13 protein-coding genes are annotated in these 16,631 nt (G+C 68.7%); 7 read left to right on the forward strand and 6 right to left on the reverse strand.

Translation table 11 applies throughout. From position 1 onward, the window contains the following. Positions 1 to 24 precede the first annotated feature (24 nt). From ACFU9P_RS00445 to ACFU9P_RS00465, 5 genes are all read left to right on the forward strand, one after another. On the forward strand, positions 25 to 831 hold the full coding sequence (locus ACFU9P_RS00445) for a carbohydrate ABC transporter permease (protein WP_376381196.1): 807 nt from the start codon (positions 25 to 27) through the stop codon (positions 829 to 831). 56 nt (positions 832 to 887) lie between these two features. Continuing rightward, positions 888 to 3,617: an alpha-mannosidase gene (locus ACFU9P_RS00450; RefSeq protein ID WP_384076610.1), complete on the forward strand. Its 2,730-nt coding sequence runs from the start codon at positions 888 to 890 to the stop codon at positions 3,615 to 3,617. Positions 3,618 to 3,695: 78 nt separating this feature from the next. Further along, positions 3,696 to 6,674 carry a glycoside hydrolase family 2 TIM barrel-domain containing protein gene (locus ACFU9P_RS00455; RefSeq protein WP_384076613.1) on the forward strand — a complete coding sequence of 993 codons (2,979 nt, stop codon included), beginning with the start codon at positions 3,696 to 3,698 and terminating at the stop codon, positions 6,672 to 6,674. An 80-nt stretch (positions 6,675 to 6,754) separates the two neighbouring features. Then, positions 6,755 to 7,195, forward strand: a complete 441-nt coding sequence (locus ACFU9P_RS00460) for a hypothetical protein (RefSeq protein WP_384076616.1) — start codon at positions 6,755 to 6,757, stop codon at positions 7,193 to 7,195. A gap of 32 nt (positions 7,196 to 7,227) precedes the next feature. Continuing rightward, positions 7,228 to 7,860, forward strand: coding sequence for a 4'-phosphopantetheinyl transferase family protein (locus ACFU9P_RS00465; RefSeq protein ID WP_384076618.1), 633 nt, complete (start codon positions 7,228 to 7,230; stop codon positions 7,858 to 7,860). On the opposite strand, the gene ACFU9P_RS00470 is transcribed toward ACFU9P_RS00465, so the two are convergent. The 4 genes from ACFU9P_RS00470 to ACFU9P_RS00485 form a co-directional block, all read right to left on the reverse strand. Beyond that, complete coding sequence (locus ACFU9P_RS00470) at positions 7,823 to 8,842, reverse strand: beta-ketoacyl-ACP synthase III (RefSeq protein WP_384076621.1); 1,020 nt, start codon at positions 8,840 to 8,842, stop codon at positions 7,823 to 7,825. The genes ACFU9P_RS00465 and ACFU9P_RS00470 overlap by 38 nt on opposite strands. A 104-nt stretch (positions 8,843 to 8,946) precedes the next feature. Beyond that, entirely contained in the window at positions 8,947 to 10,134 is a 1,188-nt protein-coding gene (locus tag ACFU9P_RS00475) for an aminotransferase class I/II-fold pyridoxal phosphate-dependent enzyme (RefSeq protein WP_384076623.1), read from the reverse strand. 59 nt (positions 10,135 to 10,193) lie between these two features. Continuing rightward, on the reverse strand, positions 10,194 to 10,445 hold the full coding sequence (locus ACFU9P_RS00480; protein ID WP_376381070.1) for an acyl carrier protein: 252 nt from the start codon (positions 10,443 to 10,445) through the stop codon (positions 10,194 to 10,196). Then, positions 10,442 to 11,455 (reverse strand): DMT family transporter, encoded by a 1,014-nt coding sequence (locus ACFU9P_RS00485; protein WP_384076627.1) that lies wholly within the window; start codon positions 11,453 to 11,455, stop codon positions 10,442 to 10,444. Before ACFU9P_RS00485 ends, ACFU9P_RS00480 begins: the two co-directional genes overlap by 4 nt. Positions 11,456 to 11,572: 117 nt before the next feature. Between ACFU9P_RS00485 and ACFU9P_RS00490 the strand changes: the two genes are divergently transcribed. Further along, positions 11,573 to 12,478 (forward strand): LysR family transcriptional regulator, encoded by a 906-nt coding sequence (locus ACFU9P_RS00490; protein ID WP_384076629.1) that lies wholly within the window; start codon positions 11,573 to 11,575, stop codon positions 12,476 to 12,478. A gap of 575 nt (positions 12,479 to 13,053) precedes the next feature. After that, complete coding sequence (locus tag ACFU9P_RS00495) at positions 13,054 to 14,406, forward strand: cytochrome P450 (protein WP_384077884.1); 1,353 nt, start codon at positions 13,054 to 13,056, stop codon at positions 14,404 to 14,406. A 187-nt stretch (positions 14,407 to 14,593) separates the two neighbouring features. Here ACFU9P_RS00495 and ACFU9P_RS00500 read toward each other — a convergent pair whose 3' ends face one another. Beyond that, positions 14,594 to 16,291 (reverse strand): SulP family inorganic anion transporter, encoded by a 1,698-nt coding sequence (locus tag ACFU9P_RS00500; protein ID WP_384076632.1) that lies wholly within the window; start codon positions 16,289 to 16,291, stop codon positions 14,594 to 14,596. Beyond that, a complete protein-coding gene (locus ACFU9P_RS00505) occupies positions 16,288 to 16,629 on the reverse strand; it encodes a metalloregulator ArsR/SmtB family transcription factor (RefSeq protein WP_046509512.1) in 342 nt (113 codons plus the stop codon). Before ACFU9P_RS00505 ends, ACFU9P_RS00500 begins: the two co-directional genes overlap by 4 nt. Positions 16,630 to 16,631 lie beyond the last annotated feature (2 nt).

Consider the following 16,631-nt stretch of genomic DNA (forward strand, 5'->3'; position numbering starts at 1 on the left):
AGCCGCGTCAGCCGCACGGCTGCGATGTCCCTGATGTTCCTGCTGGCGATCTATTTCCTGCTGCCGGTCTACTTTCTGATCGTCGCGGCGACCAAACCGCAGGGCGACCTCGCCTCCACCAACGGGCTGGCGTTCTCGCACTTCGACCTGTTCGACAACCTGTCCACCCTGTTCAGCCGCAGCGACGGCATCTTCGGTCGGTGGGCTCTGAACAGTGTGATCTACGCGGTGCTGGGCGCGGCCGTCGGAACCCTGATCTCCGCGCTGTGCGGCTACGCGCTCGCCAAGTTCTCCTTCCGGGGCCGCGAGTTCCTGTTCTCCGTCATCCTCGGCGGTGTTCTCGTTCCCACCACCGCGCTCGCGCTCCCGCTGTTCCTTCTCTTCTCGGCGACCGGAATCGTCAACACGTATCTCGCGGTGTTTTTGCCCAGCATCGTCAGCCCGTTCGGCGTCTATCTCGCCCGGATCTTCGCCGCGGCCGCCGTTCCGCAGGAGATCATCGAGTCGGCGCGGCTGGACGGGGCCGGCGAGTTCCGTACGTTCTTCTCGGTGGCGTTCAGGCTGATGACACCGTCGCTGGTGACCATCTTCCTGTTCCAGTTCGTCGCCATCTGGAACAACTTCTTCCTGCCGATGGTGATGCTGCAGAAGGAGTCGCTCTTCCCGATCACACTCGGCCTCTACCAGTGGAACGGACAGACCGCCCGTGCTCCGCTCCTCCAGGAATCCGTGATCACCGGCTCGCTGGTCTCGATCGCGCCCGTGATCATCCTGTTCATCCTGCTCCAGCGGTTCTGGCGCACCGGTCTCGCCGCCGGCTCCCTCAAGTGACTCCGTACCCCCGGTCTCCTGCCTCTCCCCCGCCGACACAGAAGGTCCAACTCCCCATGCAGAACTCCGCCGTCTTCGTGCCCCATTTCCACTGGGACCGGGAATGGTACGAGCCTTTCCAGGTCTTCCGGCACCGGCTTGTCGCCGCTCTCGACACCGTGCTGGAGACGGCCGAGGCGAACCCGGACTTCCGGTTCACCGTCGACGGGCAGATGGCCGCGATCGAGGACTATCTGGAGATGAGGCCGGAGAACCGCGACCGGGTCGTGGCACTGGTCGCCGACGGGCGGCTCGCCATCGGGCCGTGGCTCATCCTGCTCGACGAGTTCCTGTGCTCCGGCGAGACCATCGTGCGCAATCTGCAGATGGGATGGGCGGCCGCGGCGGCCCTCGGCGGTTCGATGCCCATCGGCTATCTGCCGGACATGTTCGGCCATGTCGCGCAGATGCCACAGATCCTGGCGCGCGCCGGAATCAAGCATGCGGCGCTGTGGCGCGGTGTTCCCGGTTCTGTCGACGGTCACGCCTTCCGCTGGCGTGCTCCCGACGGTTCCGAAGTGCGCACGGAGTTCCTCTTCGACGGCTACGACAACGGCCTCGACGTGTTGCTGGTACCCGAGCAGATCGGGCGCGCGCTCGGCGAGTACGCGGAGATGACGGCCGGGCGGTGGGGTGGCGACCCGGTGCTCGCGATGGCCGGCACCGATCACAACGCGCCCGATCCGCAGCTCGCGGCCTGGCTGCGGCGTGCGTCCAGCGCCGAGCGCCCCATCACCATCGCGACGCTCGACGAGTACATCCGTGAGCATGTACGCGACGAGGTCTCCGCCGTCGTGACCGGTGAGCTGCGCAGCCATGTGCGCGGCAACATCCTCCCGGGCGTGCTCTCCGTACGGCTCGCTCTCAAGCAGCGGATGGCTGTCGCCGAGCGCACCGTCGACCACGCCGAGCGGATGAACGCGCTGTGGTCCGGGCGCGACGACTCACCGTTCCTCTCGCTGGCATGGCACAAGATCATCGAGTCGAGCGCACACGATTCGGTCGTCGGCTCCGGCACCGACGAGACCGCCGATCAGGTCGAAGCGCGTCTCGCCGAAGCCACGCACACCGCGCGCGCGGTCCGGGACGCGGCACTCGCCGAGCCCGCGGCGCTGGTACCGAGCGACGGCTACCTGGTCGCCAACACACTGCCGTTCCCGCGTACGGCTCTGGTCGAGGTGGATGTCGTGGCCCCGCCCGGGGGAACCCATCTGGTCGCGACCGCCGCCGACGGCTCGACGCATCCCGTACAGCCGGTCTCGGAGGCCCCGACCGTACTGAGCGACGAGCGCATGGACGCCTCGCAGCTCGAACGTGTACTGCGCCGTATTCACCGCCGTGAACTCTTCGGCCGTCTGATCGACCACTACGAACTCACCCCGGGCTCGCTCGTCTTCCATCTCGCCGAGGTGCCGAGCAGCGGACCGTTCGACCTGCTGATCCTGCGCCGGGAGGTCGCCGCCGCGGCCGCCGCGCATCCGGGCGAGTGGACGGTGCTGACGCTGGAGGAAGCCCGCGCGACCGCGCTGGTGCCCGTGCGCGTCCCCGCCTCCGGGCTCGCGAGCTTCCGGGTCGGACCGAGCGACCGTACCGACCCGCCGTCGACGGCGTTCGCACCCGCGACGGCGTCGGCCCGCGCGCTGTCGAACGGACTGGTCGAGGTCGAGGTCGCCGCCGACGGCACCCTGGACGTGACGGGAGCCGACGGCACCGTACTGCGCGGAGTGGGCCGCCTCGTCGACGGCGGTGACCGCGGCGACAGCTACAACTACGCGCCGCCGGCCCAGGATGTGCTCGTGTCGGAGCCGACGGAGGCCGCCGTCGAACTCCTTGAGAACGGTCCGCTGCGTTCGAGGATGCGTGTCACCCGCGTCTACGAATGGCCCACCGCGCTCTCCTCCGACCGTGATCTGCGCAGCGGTACGGCCGTCCCGACCCCGGTGGAGACGGTCGTCGAGGTGCGCGCGGGTGAGCCGTTCGTACGTGTCTCCACTTCGTTCCTGAACCAGTCCGCCGACCACCGGCTGCGTTTCCACGTACCGCTGCCCGAGCCGGTGGACGTGTCCGCGTCCGGCGGGCAGTTCGCCGTCACCGAACGCGGGCTGACCGCCGAGGGCGGCTGGGGCGAATTCCCGATCCCGACCTTCCCGGCTGGTTCGTTCGTGTCGGCCGGCGCCGCCCACGTACTGCTCGACCACACCACCGAGTACGAACTCGTCGGCGACGGCTCCGAACTCGCCATCACACTGCTGCGGGCGATCGGGTCGATCAGCGTCAATATCCATCCGCTCCGTGACGAGCCCGCGGCGAGCGAGATTCCCGCACCGGGCGCGCAGGATCTCGGCGTACGCATCGAGAACCGTTTCGCCGTCGTGCCCTCGGCTTCCGGCTGGCAGGGGGCGAACGCGGTCGCCCTCGCCGAGGACTTCCGTAACGACGTGCTGGTCGCCCGCGGGACCGCGCCCGCCGGGGACCAACTGCCCCCGGACGCAACGGGCGTACGGGTCGACGGCGCGGACGTTTTCGTGTCGAGCATCCGCCGCGTCACCGACGACGAGCGCGGTGCCGGCACCGAGGTGCGGCTGGCCGCGATGAGCGGTACGGGATCGACCGCCCGTGTGACGGGCGCGTTCACCGAAGCCACCACGGTCGACCTGCTCGGCCGGCCGCTCTCCACGACGCCGGTCGCGGACGGACTCGAACTCGCCCTCGGCCCATGGGAGATCCGAACGGTCGTGGTCCGGTAGACAACCGCATCCGTACACAAGCCGGCGCACACAGCCGGCGTTCGGCTCCCTTTGTCATCAAGAAAGAGTTGTGACCTCGTGCCCTCCGAGCTTTCCGCGTACGTTTCGGACATCACACCAGGGCGTGGCGCGCTGCGCCCGGCGCGCTCGTGGCTGCACTCCGACGCCCCCTCGTATTCGCTGAACGGGCAGTGGCGTTTCCGGCTGTCGCCGACGGCGGCGGTGGCGGAGGACTTCGCGGCCGAAGGCTTCGACGACGGCGGCTGGGACAGCATCCCGGTGCCCTCCCACTGGGTGCTCCAAGGTGACGGGGCCTACGGCCGGCCGATCTACACCAACGTGCAGTTCCCGTTCCCGATAGACCCGCCCCATGTTCCGGACGAGAACCCCACCGGTGACTACCGCCGCCACTTCGACGTGCCCGCCGACTGGTCGGGGGCCGAGCGTGTTGTGCTGCGGTTCGACGGTGTCGAGTCGCTCTTCAAGCTGTGGGTGAACGGCGACGAGATCGGCAGCGCCAGCGGCAGCCGGCTCGCCCACGAATTCGATGTCACATCGTCCGTACGCCCGGGTGACAACGTCGTCGCCGTCCGGGTGCACCAGTGGTCGGCGGCCAGCTATGTCGAGGACCAGGACCAGTGGTGGCTGCCGGGCATCTTCCGTGATGTCACTCTGATCGCGCGCCCGGCCGGAGGCATCGAGGACGTCTGGCTGCGGACCGGGTTCGAGAACGGGCGCGGACGGGTCGAGACGGAGGTCACCGCCGATGCTGCGGCATTTCCGATCACACTGCGCCTCCCCGAACTCGGTATCGAGCAGGTCTGGGCGACGGCGGCCGATGTGGCCCCGCTCGACATCGACGGCGTGGAGCCGTGGTCGGCCGAGCAGCCGCGCCTGTACGACGTCACCGTGTCGACGTCCGCGGAGAGCATCGCCATGCGCATCGGCTTCCGCACGGTCGAGATCCGCAGCGACCGGTTCCTGGTCAACGGCCGCCGTGTTGTGTTCCACGGGATGAACCGCCACGAGACCCATCCCGAGCGCGGCCGTGTCTTCGACGAGGAGCACGCCCGCGAGGACCTGGCCCGGATGAAGCGGTTCAATGTGAACGCGATCCGCACCAGCCACTACCCGCCGCATCCGCGGCTGCTCGACCTTGCCGACGAACTCGGATTCTGGGTCGTCCTCGAATGCGATCTGGAGACGCACGGCTTCACCACAGTGGACTGGGCCGGCAATCCGAGCGACGACCCGGCGTGGCGTACGGCGTACCTCGACCGCATCCAGCGCACCGTCGAACGGGACAAGAACCATCCCAGTGTCGTGATCTGGTCGCTGGGCAACGAAGCGGGAACCGGCAGCAACCTCGCCGCGATGTCCGCGTGGGTCCACGCCCGCGACACCGGACGGCCCGTGCACTACGAAGGTGATCACACCGGCGAATACACCGACGTCTACTCGCGCATGTACGCGTCGGTGGTCGAGACCGAGCAGATCGGAACCGACGGTTCACGCTCGCCACTGCTGAACTGCACTCCCGCACAGGGCGCCCGGCAGCGCACCAAGCCGTTCCTGCTCTGCGAGTACGCCCACGCGATGGGCAACGGGCCCGGCGCGCTCGACCAGTACGAGGCGCTGGTGCACGAACATCCGCGGCTGCACGGCGGTTTCGTCTGGGAGTGGCGCGATCACGGCATTCTGACGACGGCCCCGGACGGTACGCCGTACTACGCGTACGGCGGCGACTTCGGGGAGGTCGTCCATGACGGCAACTTCGTGATGGACGGGGTGCTGTTGAGCAACGACGTCCCGACTCCCGGTCTCCACGAGTTCAAGGCGGTCGTACAGCCGGTCGGCTTCACCTTCGACGGTGACGATGTCGCGATCGCGAACCTGCGGCACTCGGCTGACACGTCCGACCTGCGCTTCCGCTGGCGCGTCGAGCACGACGGCACGCCTGTGGATTCCGGGGACTTGGGGGTCCCTGTCGTCGCGGCGGGCGAGTCGGTGCGTGTGCCGCTGCCACGGATCCCGGTGTCGCGGAACTCGGAGACATGGCTCACCGTCGAGGTGGTACTGGCTGCCGACACCGCCTGGGCGCGCGAGGGGCATGTGATCGCGACCGCCCAACTGGACCGTTCGACGCGCCGTCCCGCGCCCGGTGTCCGGCCCCGGACCGACTGGCGGCGGAGCGTCGGGACACTGGACCTCGGCATCGCCGAGTTCGTCGACGGGTCCCTCGTGCGCCTCGCCGGGCGCGCGGTGGCGGGCCCACGGCTGGAACTGTTCCGTGCCCCGACCGACAACGACGAAGGTACGTCCGGGGAAGTCGAGGACAGCGACGCCGGCATCGCCGGGGTCTCCCACGCCGAACTGTGGCGTCGCGACGGTCTCGACCGGCTGACCACACGGCGAGTGTCCGTGGAGCGCACCGCGGACGCCCTGCACATGCTCGCCAGGGTCTCCCCGGCGAACTCCGCCCTGTCGGTGATGGTGGAGTCCGTCTGGTCGGTCGAGGGCGACGAACTCGAACTGCGGGTGGAGATAGAGCCTTCGAGCGGTTGGCAGACGGTGTGGCCGCGGATCGGGATCCGTTTCGATCTGCCCGACGGAACAGCTCCCATCGATGGCGCCGAGTGGTTCGGCCTCGGCCCGCACGAGTCCTACCCCGACAGTCTCCGCGCGGCACGCACCGGCCGTTTCTCCGCCACCATCCGCGATCTCTCGGTCGACTACGCAAGGCCCCAGGAGACGGGGCACCGCTCCCAACTGCGCCGACTGGCGCTGACGAGTGGTAACACACCGGCGCTGCGTTTCGCGGCGATCCCGGACGCACAAGGACGCCGCCCCGGCTTCACACTCAGCCGCCACACCCCACAGCAGATCGCCCGAGCCGGCCACCCCTTTGAGCTTCCGGACTCATCGACGAGCTATCTGCTCGTCGACGCGGCCCAGCACGGGCTCGGCTCACGGGCCTGCGGACCGGATGTGTGGCCCGAGTTCGCGCTCCGGCCTCAGTCCCGCACGATCAGGCTTCGCATAGCGGCAGCGGGCTAGGATGGCAGAAACCCAGAGGGCGAGGCGTCATCGCGTGCAGAGGTGGAGGGGTTCTTGTGCCGGGGCGACGGACCGAGTTGGTGGACCTGCCGGTTTCCTTCGAGCGGCCCTTGCGTCTCTTCACATACATCATCGGTCACAGCCAGGTGCTGTTTCGCGGTGAACGGGACACCGACGCGAGGCTGCACACTACGTTGGAGATTCTGTTCACGGATGTCGGCGCACTTTCGATCCGCGATCGCTACCAGTCGCTGACCATACGCCTGCCGTCCGGACCGGAGGAGGAACGGCTAAGGGCTGCGGATCCGCGCCCGTGGCACGACTGGCGCGCATTTGTTCTGGAGGCCGGGCCCGGCAGCGACGGCCACGTGATTGCCGGCGGGGTGTTCTGGGCGGAGAGCTCCGCCCCGGTCGGTTACAGCAGTTTCCTGATATCTGGCTACGATCTGCCGCAGTTCTCCCCGGACCGGCCGTTGCCGGCCGAGCCGGCCACCATCTACAGCACCTATCCGCAGCGTTGAAGGTGTACTGGACGCGTGTCCCGGGTGACCGGGTGAGCCGCGAAGCCCAGTCCCGTACCGGCAGGTCACTGCTGCGGTGGGTGCTGGCGGCCGAGCATGGTGTGACAGGACCCGTCGGAGTCGAACGTGACGCGTTCGGCAAGCCGTTCGTGGCCGGCATGCCGTGGTTCCACTTCAGCCTCAGCCACTCCGGGGACCTGGTCGCGCTCGCCGTGGACGTACTTCCCGTCGGCGTCGACATCCAGCGGATCGGCGCCGCCAACCCCGACGTGGGCAAGCGGTATTTCCATCCCGAGGAGTGGGCGTCGGTCGCGGAGCGCGCCGGTGCGGACCGGACGTACCGGTTCCACGCGCTGTGGGCGCTCAAGGAGAGCTATACGAAGCACACCGGCCAGGGGCTGCGCACCCGGCTGGACTCCTTCGTCGTCCAGGACGGGAAGAGCGGGGACAGCCGGGAGAGCGGGGAGGGCAGCGACTTCACCGCTCGTACGGCCCGTGGTGAGCCGCTCCCCGTACGGCTGCTGCTCCGTCGGCAGGGGGCGTCACACGTACTCGCCGTGTGCACGGACGCCGCCGCACCTCGTGAGGATCCGCTCTGGGTTCCCCACGAGGTGCCGGGCGGCGCGCTCACTCCCCCGGAGTCTCAGGAGCCTCAGGGGCCTTGAGATCGGGCCAGGTAAGAGCCGCCGCACCCCAGGTGGCCCCCGCGCCGAAGGCCGGCATCACGATCCTGTCGCCCGCGGCGAACCGTCCGGCGCGCCAGGCGTGATCGAGCGCCAACGGGATCGACGCCCCGGCGGTGTTGCCCACGTCCCGCAGATGGAGGACGGTCTTCTCCTCGTCCGTGCCCAGTTGCCGTGCGAGTGACCGGAGGATCCGTTCGTTCGCCTGATGGCCGACGACATGGTCGACATCGTCGGTCCGCCAGCCGGCCTCGGTGAGGGTGTGCCGGGTCACGTCCTCCATGTGGCGTACGGCCCGCTTGAAGGTGCTGCGCCCCTGCATCCGCAGGTACGACGGTGCCGTGCTCCCGGCCGATCTGGCGCGGGCGCCGCCGCCGTCCACGGCGATCAGATCCGCCAGGGTCCCGTCGCTGTGCAGAGTGACGCCGGCCAGGGCACCGTGCTCGTCCGCGTCGCCCGCGCGGAGGACGGCCGCGCCCGCCCCGTCGCCGAAGATCGGCAGTGTGACACGGTCCGTCGGATCGAGATAGGTGCTGAACGTGTCGGCGCCGATCAGCAGAACCGCCTGTGACAGTCCGGCGGCGATGAAGGCCCGTGCGGTCTGGAGACCGTACAGAAAGCCGGTGCACACCGCCGAGATGTCGAAGGCGGGGATGGGGCCGAGGCCCAGGCGCGAGGCGACGTCCGGCGCGGTGGCCGGGCAGAGCCTGTCGGGTGTCGCCGTCGCGAGTACGAGATGGTCGACGACGATTCCGTCAGCAGCGGCAAGCGCCCGGCGGCCGGCCTCGACGGCCAGGTCTCCCGTACTGACACCCGGCGACACGACATGGCGCCGACGGATTCCGGTACGGGTGGTGATCCACTCGTCCGAGGTGTCGATCCGCCGGGCCAGCGTCTCGTTGGTGACCACGTCCGGCGGAACCCACGATCCGAGCCCGGCGAGCACGGCCGACCTCGTCATCATTCTTCTCCCTCCATGCCCGCCGGTGCCGGCGGTGCTGTGATCCACGCTGTGGGGTGACGCGGTGGTACGCAGAGGCGTGCGGTGTCGGTCCGACGCGCGCGGTGTCAGAACGAGAACTTGTCACGGGCCTCGACAAGGAGCTCGACAAGCCGTTCGCATTCCTCTGTCGTGTGCCGACTGGTCACACCGACCCGCAGCCGGCCTGTCCCCATGGGCACATGCGGATAGACGAAGGCCGCGGTGAACACGCCGTGCTCCATGAGCCAGTTGGCCACTTCGACCGTCTTGCGCTCGTCCTTGATGAGTACGGGCACGATATGGCTGCGCGTCTTCATCAGATCGATCCCGGCCTTTCTCAGCCGCCCCAGGATCAGCGCCACATTGTCCGCCAGGCGCTGCCGCAACTCGGGCCCCCGGGTGGCGAGTTCGGAGAGTGAGGCCAGGGTCGCCCCCGCGACGCCGGGAGCGGAGCCGCGCGAGCTGGTGTAGGAGGGCGCCATGTAACGGAGTTCACGTTCGAGCGGCTTGCGGGCCAGTACGAAGCCGCCGACGCTGCCCAGCGCCTTGCTCATGGTGCCGACGATGGCGTCCACCTGATCCAGCACACCGAAATGCTCTGCGACACCGAGTCCGTTGGGGCCGACGATGCCGAAGGAATGTGCCTCGTCGACAAGGATCCTGGCGTCGTACTCGGCGGCGAGTTCGGCGATCCGGTCCAGCGGGGCGAAATCGCCGTCGGCGCTGTAGAGGCCGTCGACGATGATGATCCGTCGGCGCTTCTCACCGTACTGCCGCAGCAGGCTCTCCAGTTTGGCCATGTTGTTGTGCGGGAACGTCCTCATCTCGGCGCCCGACAGCGTGCTCCCCATGAAAATGGAGACATGGTCGGTGCGGTCGTTGAGGATGACATCCTCCGAGGACGCCATGGCTGAGATCAGCGCGAGATTCGCCGCCATTCCGGACGGAAAGAGGATCGCGGAGTGCGCAGGCGAAAGCGCCGTCAGCCGCTCCTCGACCTCGTGGTGGATACGTGTGTGGCCGCAGAGCAGCTGGGCGCCGTAGGTGTTCGTACCGTACCGCTCGATACCCCTGATCGCGCCCGCCTTGAGCGCGGGGTCCTGGGAGAGCCCCAGGTAGTCGCAGGAGCCGAACATGAGCAGGTTCTGATGCCGGTCGGTCGTGACGGAGTTGCCGTTGTTCTCCTCGATGACGGGGAAGAAGGGCGATATCTCCTCCCGCTCCCATTCTTCGTACAGCTCGTCCAGTGTGGCTCTCTTGGACTGAATTGCCATGACCAGGTTCTCCGATTCTGAGAAGTGGGCACTGTGGGTCAGCCGGGCGAGAAGGCGGGTCAGGGCAGTCTCTCGGCCATCGCTTCGAGGAGAGCGCCCACGGTCGCCCCGCCGCCCAGGGAGAAGGCCTCCTCAAGGCCGAACTCGACATCGAATTCCTTCTCGACGTTCATCAGGATCTCGGAGAAGGTGAGCGAGTCGATCCCCTGGAGCGAGGTGCCGAGCGTGATCCCGCTTTCCCCGGTCTCCTCCTCCACCACCCTGATGAGAAGGGACTCCAGTTCCTGAAGGTCGTAGCCGCTGGTGGTCATCGCTGTCCTCCCGTTCGTGTGGCATCACTGACTTTTTCTTCCGAGGAGAGCCCGGAACCCGCTGCCCCCGGGGCGGCTCTCTTTCCGGCACCGATCACGCCCTGGCTCAGCAGAATTCCGAGTACGACGATCAGGGCACCGGTGGGCTGATTCCAGGTGAGATGCTCGCCCAGGGCCACGATTCCCAGGAACACCCCTACGAGCGGGGAAACATAGGTGACGGTCGAGGCGGGCGTCGCGCCCCAGTTCTCGACGATAAAGGTGTTCCAGATGTAGGCGATACCGCTGGCGAGCGCGCCGAGCACCAGAACACTCAGCGCGATATTGATATTCAGATCGACGGGTTCACCGGCGAAGAAGGGTGCCGTGACAACCATCATCGCGGCCGCCAGGGCCACTTGCACGGCGGCGATCGTCAGCGCGTCGTAGGAGTAACGCCCCGAAATGTAGCGCCGCATGTAGGTGAAGGCGAGGCCGTAGCTCGCGGTGCCCAAGAGACAGGCGACCTGGGCGAGTCCGGTGCCGGACAGGTCGCTCGCGCCGTCTCCGAGCTGCCATGGAGCCAGTACGACGGCGATTCCGGCGGCGCCGATCAGGACTCCCGCCGAGCGCGCCCGGTTGAGCCTTTCCTGGGGGATCACCGCCAGCGCGATGACCATCGTCATAAGCGGGGTGGTGGCGTTGTAGATACTCGACAGCCCGGAGGGAATGCGTTCACCGGCCCATGCGAAGAGCAGCAGCGGAAAGACGCAGAGAAGAAATGCGACCACCGCCAGATGCCCGATGAGTTTGACCTCGCGCGGCCAACGCCGCCCGGTGGCGAGGAGAATGACATTGAGCGTCAGCGCGCCCAGAACGAGTCGGCCGAGAACGAGTTGCGCGGGTGACAGACCGGCCACGGAGATCTTGATGAAGAAGAAACTGGATCCCCATGTCAGAGAAAGCAAGACATAGGCAAAAAGAACCCGCGCACTGCGACCGGTCGGTCCGTCCGAGGTATGTGACTTCACTCCGCACCCCCTGGGCCATCGAGTGGTGCGATTCTGTGGCACATCCCACGGCCGAGGCCAATAGAAGCCGTTGATTCGGCTATACGGCCGACTTATCCTTGCTGGTCAGCAGGGATCGTGGGGCGCCCATCGAGCAACCGGGGGAGAGTCTTGAAGGTCACCCTTGTCCAGATTCGTGTCTTTGTCGAGGTAGTGGAACGGGCGGGATTCGCAAAAGCGGCCGACGCCCTCGGGATGAGCCAGCCTTCTGTTTCACACGCTGTCGCCTCCCTGGAAAAAGCTGTCGGCCGCCCTCTGTTCGTCCGCCAGCCCGCCGTCGCGCCCACTCCCCTCGGCCGGAAACTGCTCCCTCACGCACGCTCCGTCCTGGCGTCGTTCCACTCCTTTTCGGCCAGCGCCCTGGACCCCGCGTCCCCGTCCGGCGACGTACGGCTGGCCGTCACGCTCACCGCGCGGACCGGGATGATCCCGTCGCTGCTGCCGGTGTGGGAGAAAGCGGCACCTCATGTCAAGGTCCATGTCCTGGAGGCGGACGAGGACGAGATGGTGCCCTGGCTGGAGGAGGGCGCGATCGACGCCGCCATCCTGATCGACCCTTCCGAGATACCGCCCGGAGGCATCGTCGTCGCCCGTGACGCCTTCGCGGCGGTGCTGCGGAAGGATCACCCGCTCGCGGCTGAGCCGTCGATCTCTGTGACCGAACTGCTCGACGACCCGGTGATCGTGTCGGCGAGCAGTTGCCGTCCCCGGGTCATGGAGATCTGCACATCCGCCGTGCCGGCCTTCCGTCCGGTGCAGCAGGTACGTGATCTGAGCACACTGCTGCGCATGGTCGCGGGCCATGTCGGTGTGTCCGTCGTACCGACGCTGGCCCGCTCCATGCTCGGCGACGAGCTGGTCATGGTGCCTCTGCACCCGGTGAGCCGGCGCACTCTCGTCCTGACCGGCCCCAGCACCCGTCCGTGGTTACCCGCCGTGACCGCGCTGCGCGACGCGATCGCCCTGCAACCGCTGTCGTTCTGATACGGACGCACGAAGCGGGCGGGCGGAGCAGGCAGACGGGGGGAACGGCGGAAGGCATCGCCCATCGTCGGCGGCATCGAGTCCGAGGCGTCCAGGCACCGGGGAAGCGAGTCCCGCGGATTCCCGGCGAGGCGGCGGGTCACCGTATCGGGCTCGTACGCGCTCTGCGGGACAAGGGAGTTGACCGACAGCGGGCGGGGCATGGCGCCGGGGGCGTGGACAGTGTGCAGACGGGGGGCTCGGTGAAGCGGCGCTTGGAAAGGCCGGGCCGGGGCGGGAATGAGTTGTTGTGTTCGGTGTCCGGTGCGCCGGCGGAACGCCGTGGCCTGGGAATTGTTGCCCAAGCTTTTGACGTCACCGGGCTTGGCAAGGGGCGGATGCCGGAGCAGCGTGTACGGCGGACCGGGCGGTCGACGGCGATCACACCAACCAGGCAGGTGGACGCACTCGTTGAGGGCCGTACGGTCCGCCGCGCCGTCAGGTGGCCCATGGCGCGGTGAGCCGCACCATAGGAAGAGATCGACGTGGAACAAGTCAGTGGAAACTACAACCCGGGTGTCACCCTGGAGTCGCTGATGCCGGAGCCTTTGCTCGGGCGTGAGTACCAGGACCGCCCGGACATCGTGCACGAGCGCTTACGCCGCCGGCATGGCGCCGTGGCTCCCGTGGACCTGTTGGGTGTGCCCGTCTGGCTGGTGCTGGGATATCCGGAAGCCTTGTACGTACTCCAGAACGACGCGTTGTGGCCGAAGGGCATACACCACTGGCGTGCCCGCAACGAGGGCCGTGTGCCGTACGACTGGCCGGTCGCCCCCGCGCTGACGGCCGAGAACATGATGGCGCGCGGCGGCTCCAACCACGCCAAGTACAGGGCCGCTTGGGACTCGGCGCTCAAACCGTTCCAGGATCCGGGCCATCCGCAGACCCGCAGGCTCAAGGAGAACATCCGCAGGACCGCGAACGAACTCATCGGGTTCCTCGCGCAGGGCGGCAGGTCGGGTACGGCGGACCTGGCCGCGCAGTTCTCCCGGCCGCTGCCCCTGATGGTCGCGGGCGAGCTGCTGGGCGCGTCGGGTTCCCAGAACGACCAGGCGCTGATGGACATCTGGCGGATCCTCGACGCGGGACCGGACTCGGCCGAGGCCTCCGACCGGGTGCTCGCCGCCATGGCGAAGCTCGGGGAGGAGAAGCGGAGCCGGCCCGGTGAGGACTTCCCCTCGTACATGCTGGCGGCGCAGCCCAATCTGACGGCCTCGGAGCTGGCGCATGAACTCACCATGCTCATGGGGATGGTCTCGGACCATGGAGGCATCCTCATAGCCAACTCGGTCGTGGAGATCATCACCGGCGACGGCCGCGCGCGAGCGAGCCTGTCGGCGGGCATGATCCGCGAGGCCGTCAACCATGTCGTCCTGCGCAAACCGCCGTTGTCCAACTTCGTACCGCGGTTCCCGCTCAGGGACCAGCGGCTGGGCGAGTACATCATCCGGGCGGGCGAGCCCGTATGGATCGCCACCGCCGCCACCCACGCGGATCCGCGCTTCGCGGACGGCACTTCGGCGAACAGGGCGACCAGCACGCGCGCCCATCTCTCGTGGGGTGCGGGCCCGCGCCAGTGCCCGTCGCGTGAACTCGCCACCACCATCACGACCTTGGCCCTTGAGTCCCTGTTCGAGCAGTTCGAGCACCTTGAGCTGGCCGTACCGGTGGACCAACTCCCCTGGCGCTCCTCGCCGTTCGTACGGGGGTTGCGGGCGCTGCCGATCAGGTACCGGCTGCGGGAGGGCTACGAGATCCCGGCACCCGTGCCCGTCCGGCGGACGGGCAGGCACCGGGCGGCGGAAGCGGAGGAGGCGGCTTCGTCGTCCACACTGCGGCAGTTCCTCACCGGTCTGGTCACGGGGAAGATCGATCCGGACGCCTTCTAGGGCGTGTTTCGGAAGTAGCGTCGTCGGCCCGCAGGGCGGGCCTCGCGGCGTCCGGTGCGTGCAATCGCAAGGCGGAGTGATCGGCGGTGTTGATGGCCCGGCCGTACTCGGGCGACTCCGACAACGCAGCGAGTGTGCGTGCCGGGCGTCGCGAGGCAGACGGGACTTCCGAAACACGCCCTAGGCCCTAGGTGTTGTACGAGGGCAGGAGCCCGGCGTCGCGCAGATGGGACCGGGCCCCGGCGATGGCCTCCGGAGTCGTGGCGTACTCCCGGCCCTCCCGCCGCAGCAGGTCCAGCGCGCCGACCGATTCCAGGGCCTGGCGCTGGCCGGGGCGGATCCCGGAGGTCATCACCGCGATACCGCGCCGGTTCAGCTTGTGGACGGCGTCCTTGAGGACGAGCGCGCCGGTGGCGTCCATCGTGGTCACCCGGGACATCCGCAGGATCACCACCCGGACGTCGGCGACCTCGGAGAGCTCCAGCAGGAAGCGGTGGGCGCCGGCGAAGAACAGCGGTCCGTCGATGCGGTAGGCGACGATGTGCTCGGCCAGCAGGGCGTGTTCCTCGTCGCTGTGCTCGCCGGGCAGATCGGAGCGGAAGTCCACCTGGTCCATCCGGGCGTGCTTGGCGACCGCCCGCAGCGCGAGGGCCCCGGCGACGGCCAGGCCTGTGATCACCGCGTACACCAGGTCCAGGGCGAGTGTCGCGACGGCGGTCAGTACCAGGACGACGGCGTCCGAGCGGGTGGCCCTGGCCATCGCGCGCAGGGAGCCGACCTCGACCATCCGGACCGCGGTGGCGATCAGCACGCCGGCCAGCGCGGCGAGCGGGATCCTGGAGACCAGCGGGGCGGCGGCGAAGACGATCACCGCCAGCACCACGGCGTGGGTGAGCGCGGCGAGCCGGGAGGACGCGCCCGTACGGACGTTGACCGCCGTACGGGCGATCGCGCCGGTCGCGGGTACGCCGCCGAACAGCGGGGCGGCGATGTTCGCCAGGCCCTGCCCGAACAGTTCCCGGTCGGGGTCGTGCTTCTCCCCGACCGTCATACCGTCGGCGACCTGGGCGGACAGCAGCGATTCCAGCGCGGCGAGCGCGGCCACCGCGACCGCGGGCGCCAGCAGGGAGGCGAGCGCGGACGGGTCGAGGAAGGTGAGGGAGGGGGCGGGAAGCCCGACGGGCAGGGCCCCGATCGTGGGTACGGTGCCCGGGCTCAGGGCCTGGCCCGCGACGGTCGCGGCGATCACCGCCACAATGGAGAACGGGACGGCCGGGCGCCAGCGCGCCCCGGCCAGCATGGTCCCCGCCACGGCGGCGGCCAGCAGGACAGCGGTCCAGTTCGGGGACCGTACGAACTCCTCGACGGCCCGCCCGGCCACCACCAGGACCTTGTCGCCCTCCGGCGGGGCGACGCCGACGGCGTTCGGGATCTGCTGGAGACCGATCACGCAGGCGATGCCGAGGGTGAAGCCCTCCACCACCGAGGCGGGGACGTACGCCATGTAGCGTCCGGCGCGTACCAGGGCGAGGACGAGGAGCATCAGACCGGCGATCAGTCCGACGGCCAGTACTCCGCCGGTGCCGTGCGCGGCGACGATGGGCACGAGGACGACGGTCATCGCGCCGGTCGGTCCGGAGACCTGAAGATTCGATCCGCCGAACACCGCGGCCAGGGCCCCGGCGACCACTGCTGTCACCAGGCCCGCCTCGGCGCCCAGGCCGGAGGAGACGCCGAAGCCGAGCGCGAGCGGCAGCGCGACGATCGCCACGGTCAGACCGGCCATCAGGTCCCGGCGGGGGCTCCGGCGCATGGCGGTGAGATCACCGCGTACGGGCAGCAGGGAACGCACCCGGGCGAGACCCCGGGCGGCGGGCGTGCTCACTTGGCGGGGACCTCGGCTTCCCGCAGCTCGGCCAGCAGTTCGTTCTGCCCGGCGAGCATCTCGGTAAGGATCCGGCGGGCCGCGCGCATCAGCTCGGCCACATCCCCGCCGGCCAGCTCGTAGACGACGGTGGAGCCTTCACGGGTGGAGGTGACGATCCCGGAGCGGCGCAGGACGGCGAGCTGCTGCGACAGGGCGGCGGGCTCGATCTCGATCTCCGCCAGCAGACCGCGGACCGGCATGGGCCCGTCCTGCAGCAGCTCCAGCACCCGGATACGGACCGGGTGGCCCAGCATCCGGAAGAACTCCGCCTTCGCCTGATACAGCGGAACCGGCATGG

The organism is Streptomyces sp. NPDC057617 (genome assembly GCF_042800555.1).
Classification (GTDB): Bacteria; Actinomycetota; Actinomycetes; order Streptomycetales; family Streptomycetaceae; genus Streptomyces.

Bases quoted from the DNA above. Each gene is read 5' to 3' on its own strand.
- ACFU9P_RS00495 (WP_384077884.1), top strand. From the start codon at position 13,054: ATGCCGGAGCCTTTGCTCGGGCGTGAGTACCAGGACCGCCCGGACATC.
- ACFU9P_RS00450 (WP_384076610.1), top strand. From the start codon at position 888: ATGCAGAACTCCGCCGTCTTCGTGCCCCATTTCCACTGGGACCGGGAA.
- ACFU9P_RS00505 (WP_046509512.1), bottom strand. From the start codon at position 16,629: ATGCCGGTTCCGCTGTATCAGGCGAAGGCGGAGTTCTTCCGGATGCTG.
- ACFU9P_RS00445 (WP_376381196.1), top strand. From the start codon at position 25: ATGTCCCTGATGTTCCTGCTGGCGATCTATTTCCTGCTGCCGGTCTAC.
- ACFU9P_RS00470 (WP_384076621.1), bottom strand. From the start codon at position 8,842: ATGATGACGAGGTCGGCCGTGCTCGCCGGGCTCGGATCGTGGGTTCCG.
- ACFU9P_RS00475 (WP_384076623.1), bottom strand. From the start codon at position 10,134: ATGGCAATTCAGTCCAAGAGAGCCACACTGGACGAGCTGTACGAAGAA.
- ACFU9P_RS00480 (WP_376381070.1), bottom strand. From the start codon at position 10,445: ATGACCACCAGCGGCTACGACCTTCAGGAACTGGAGTCCCTTCTCATC.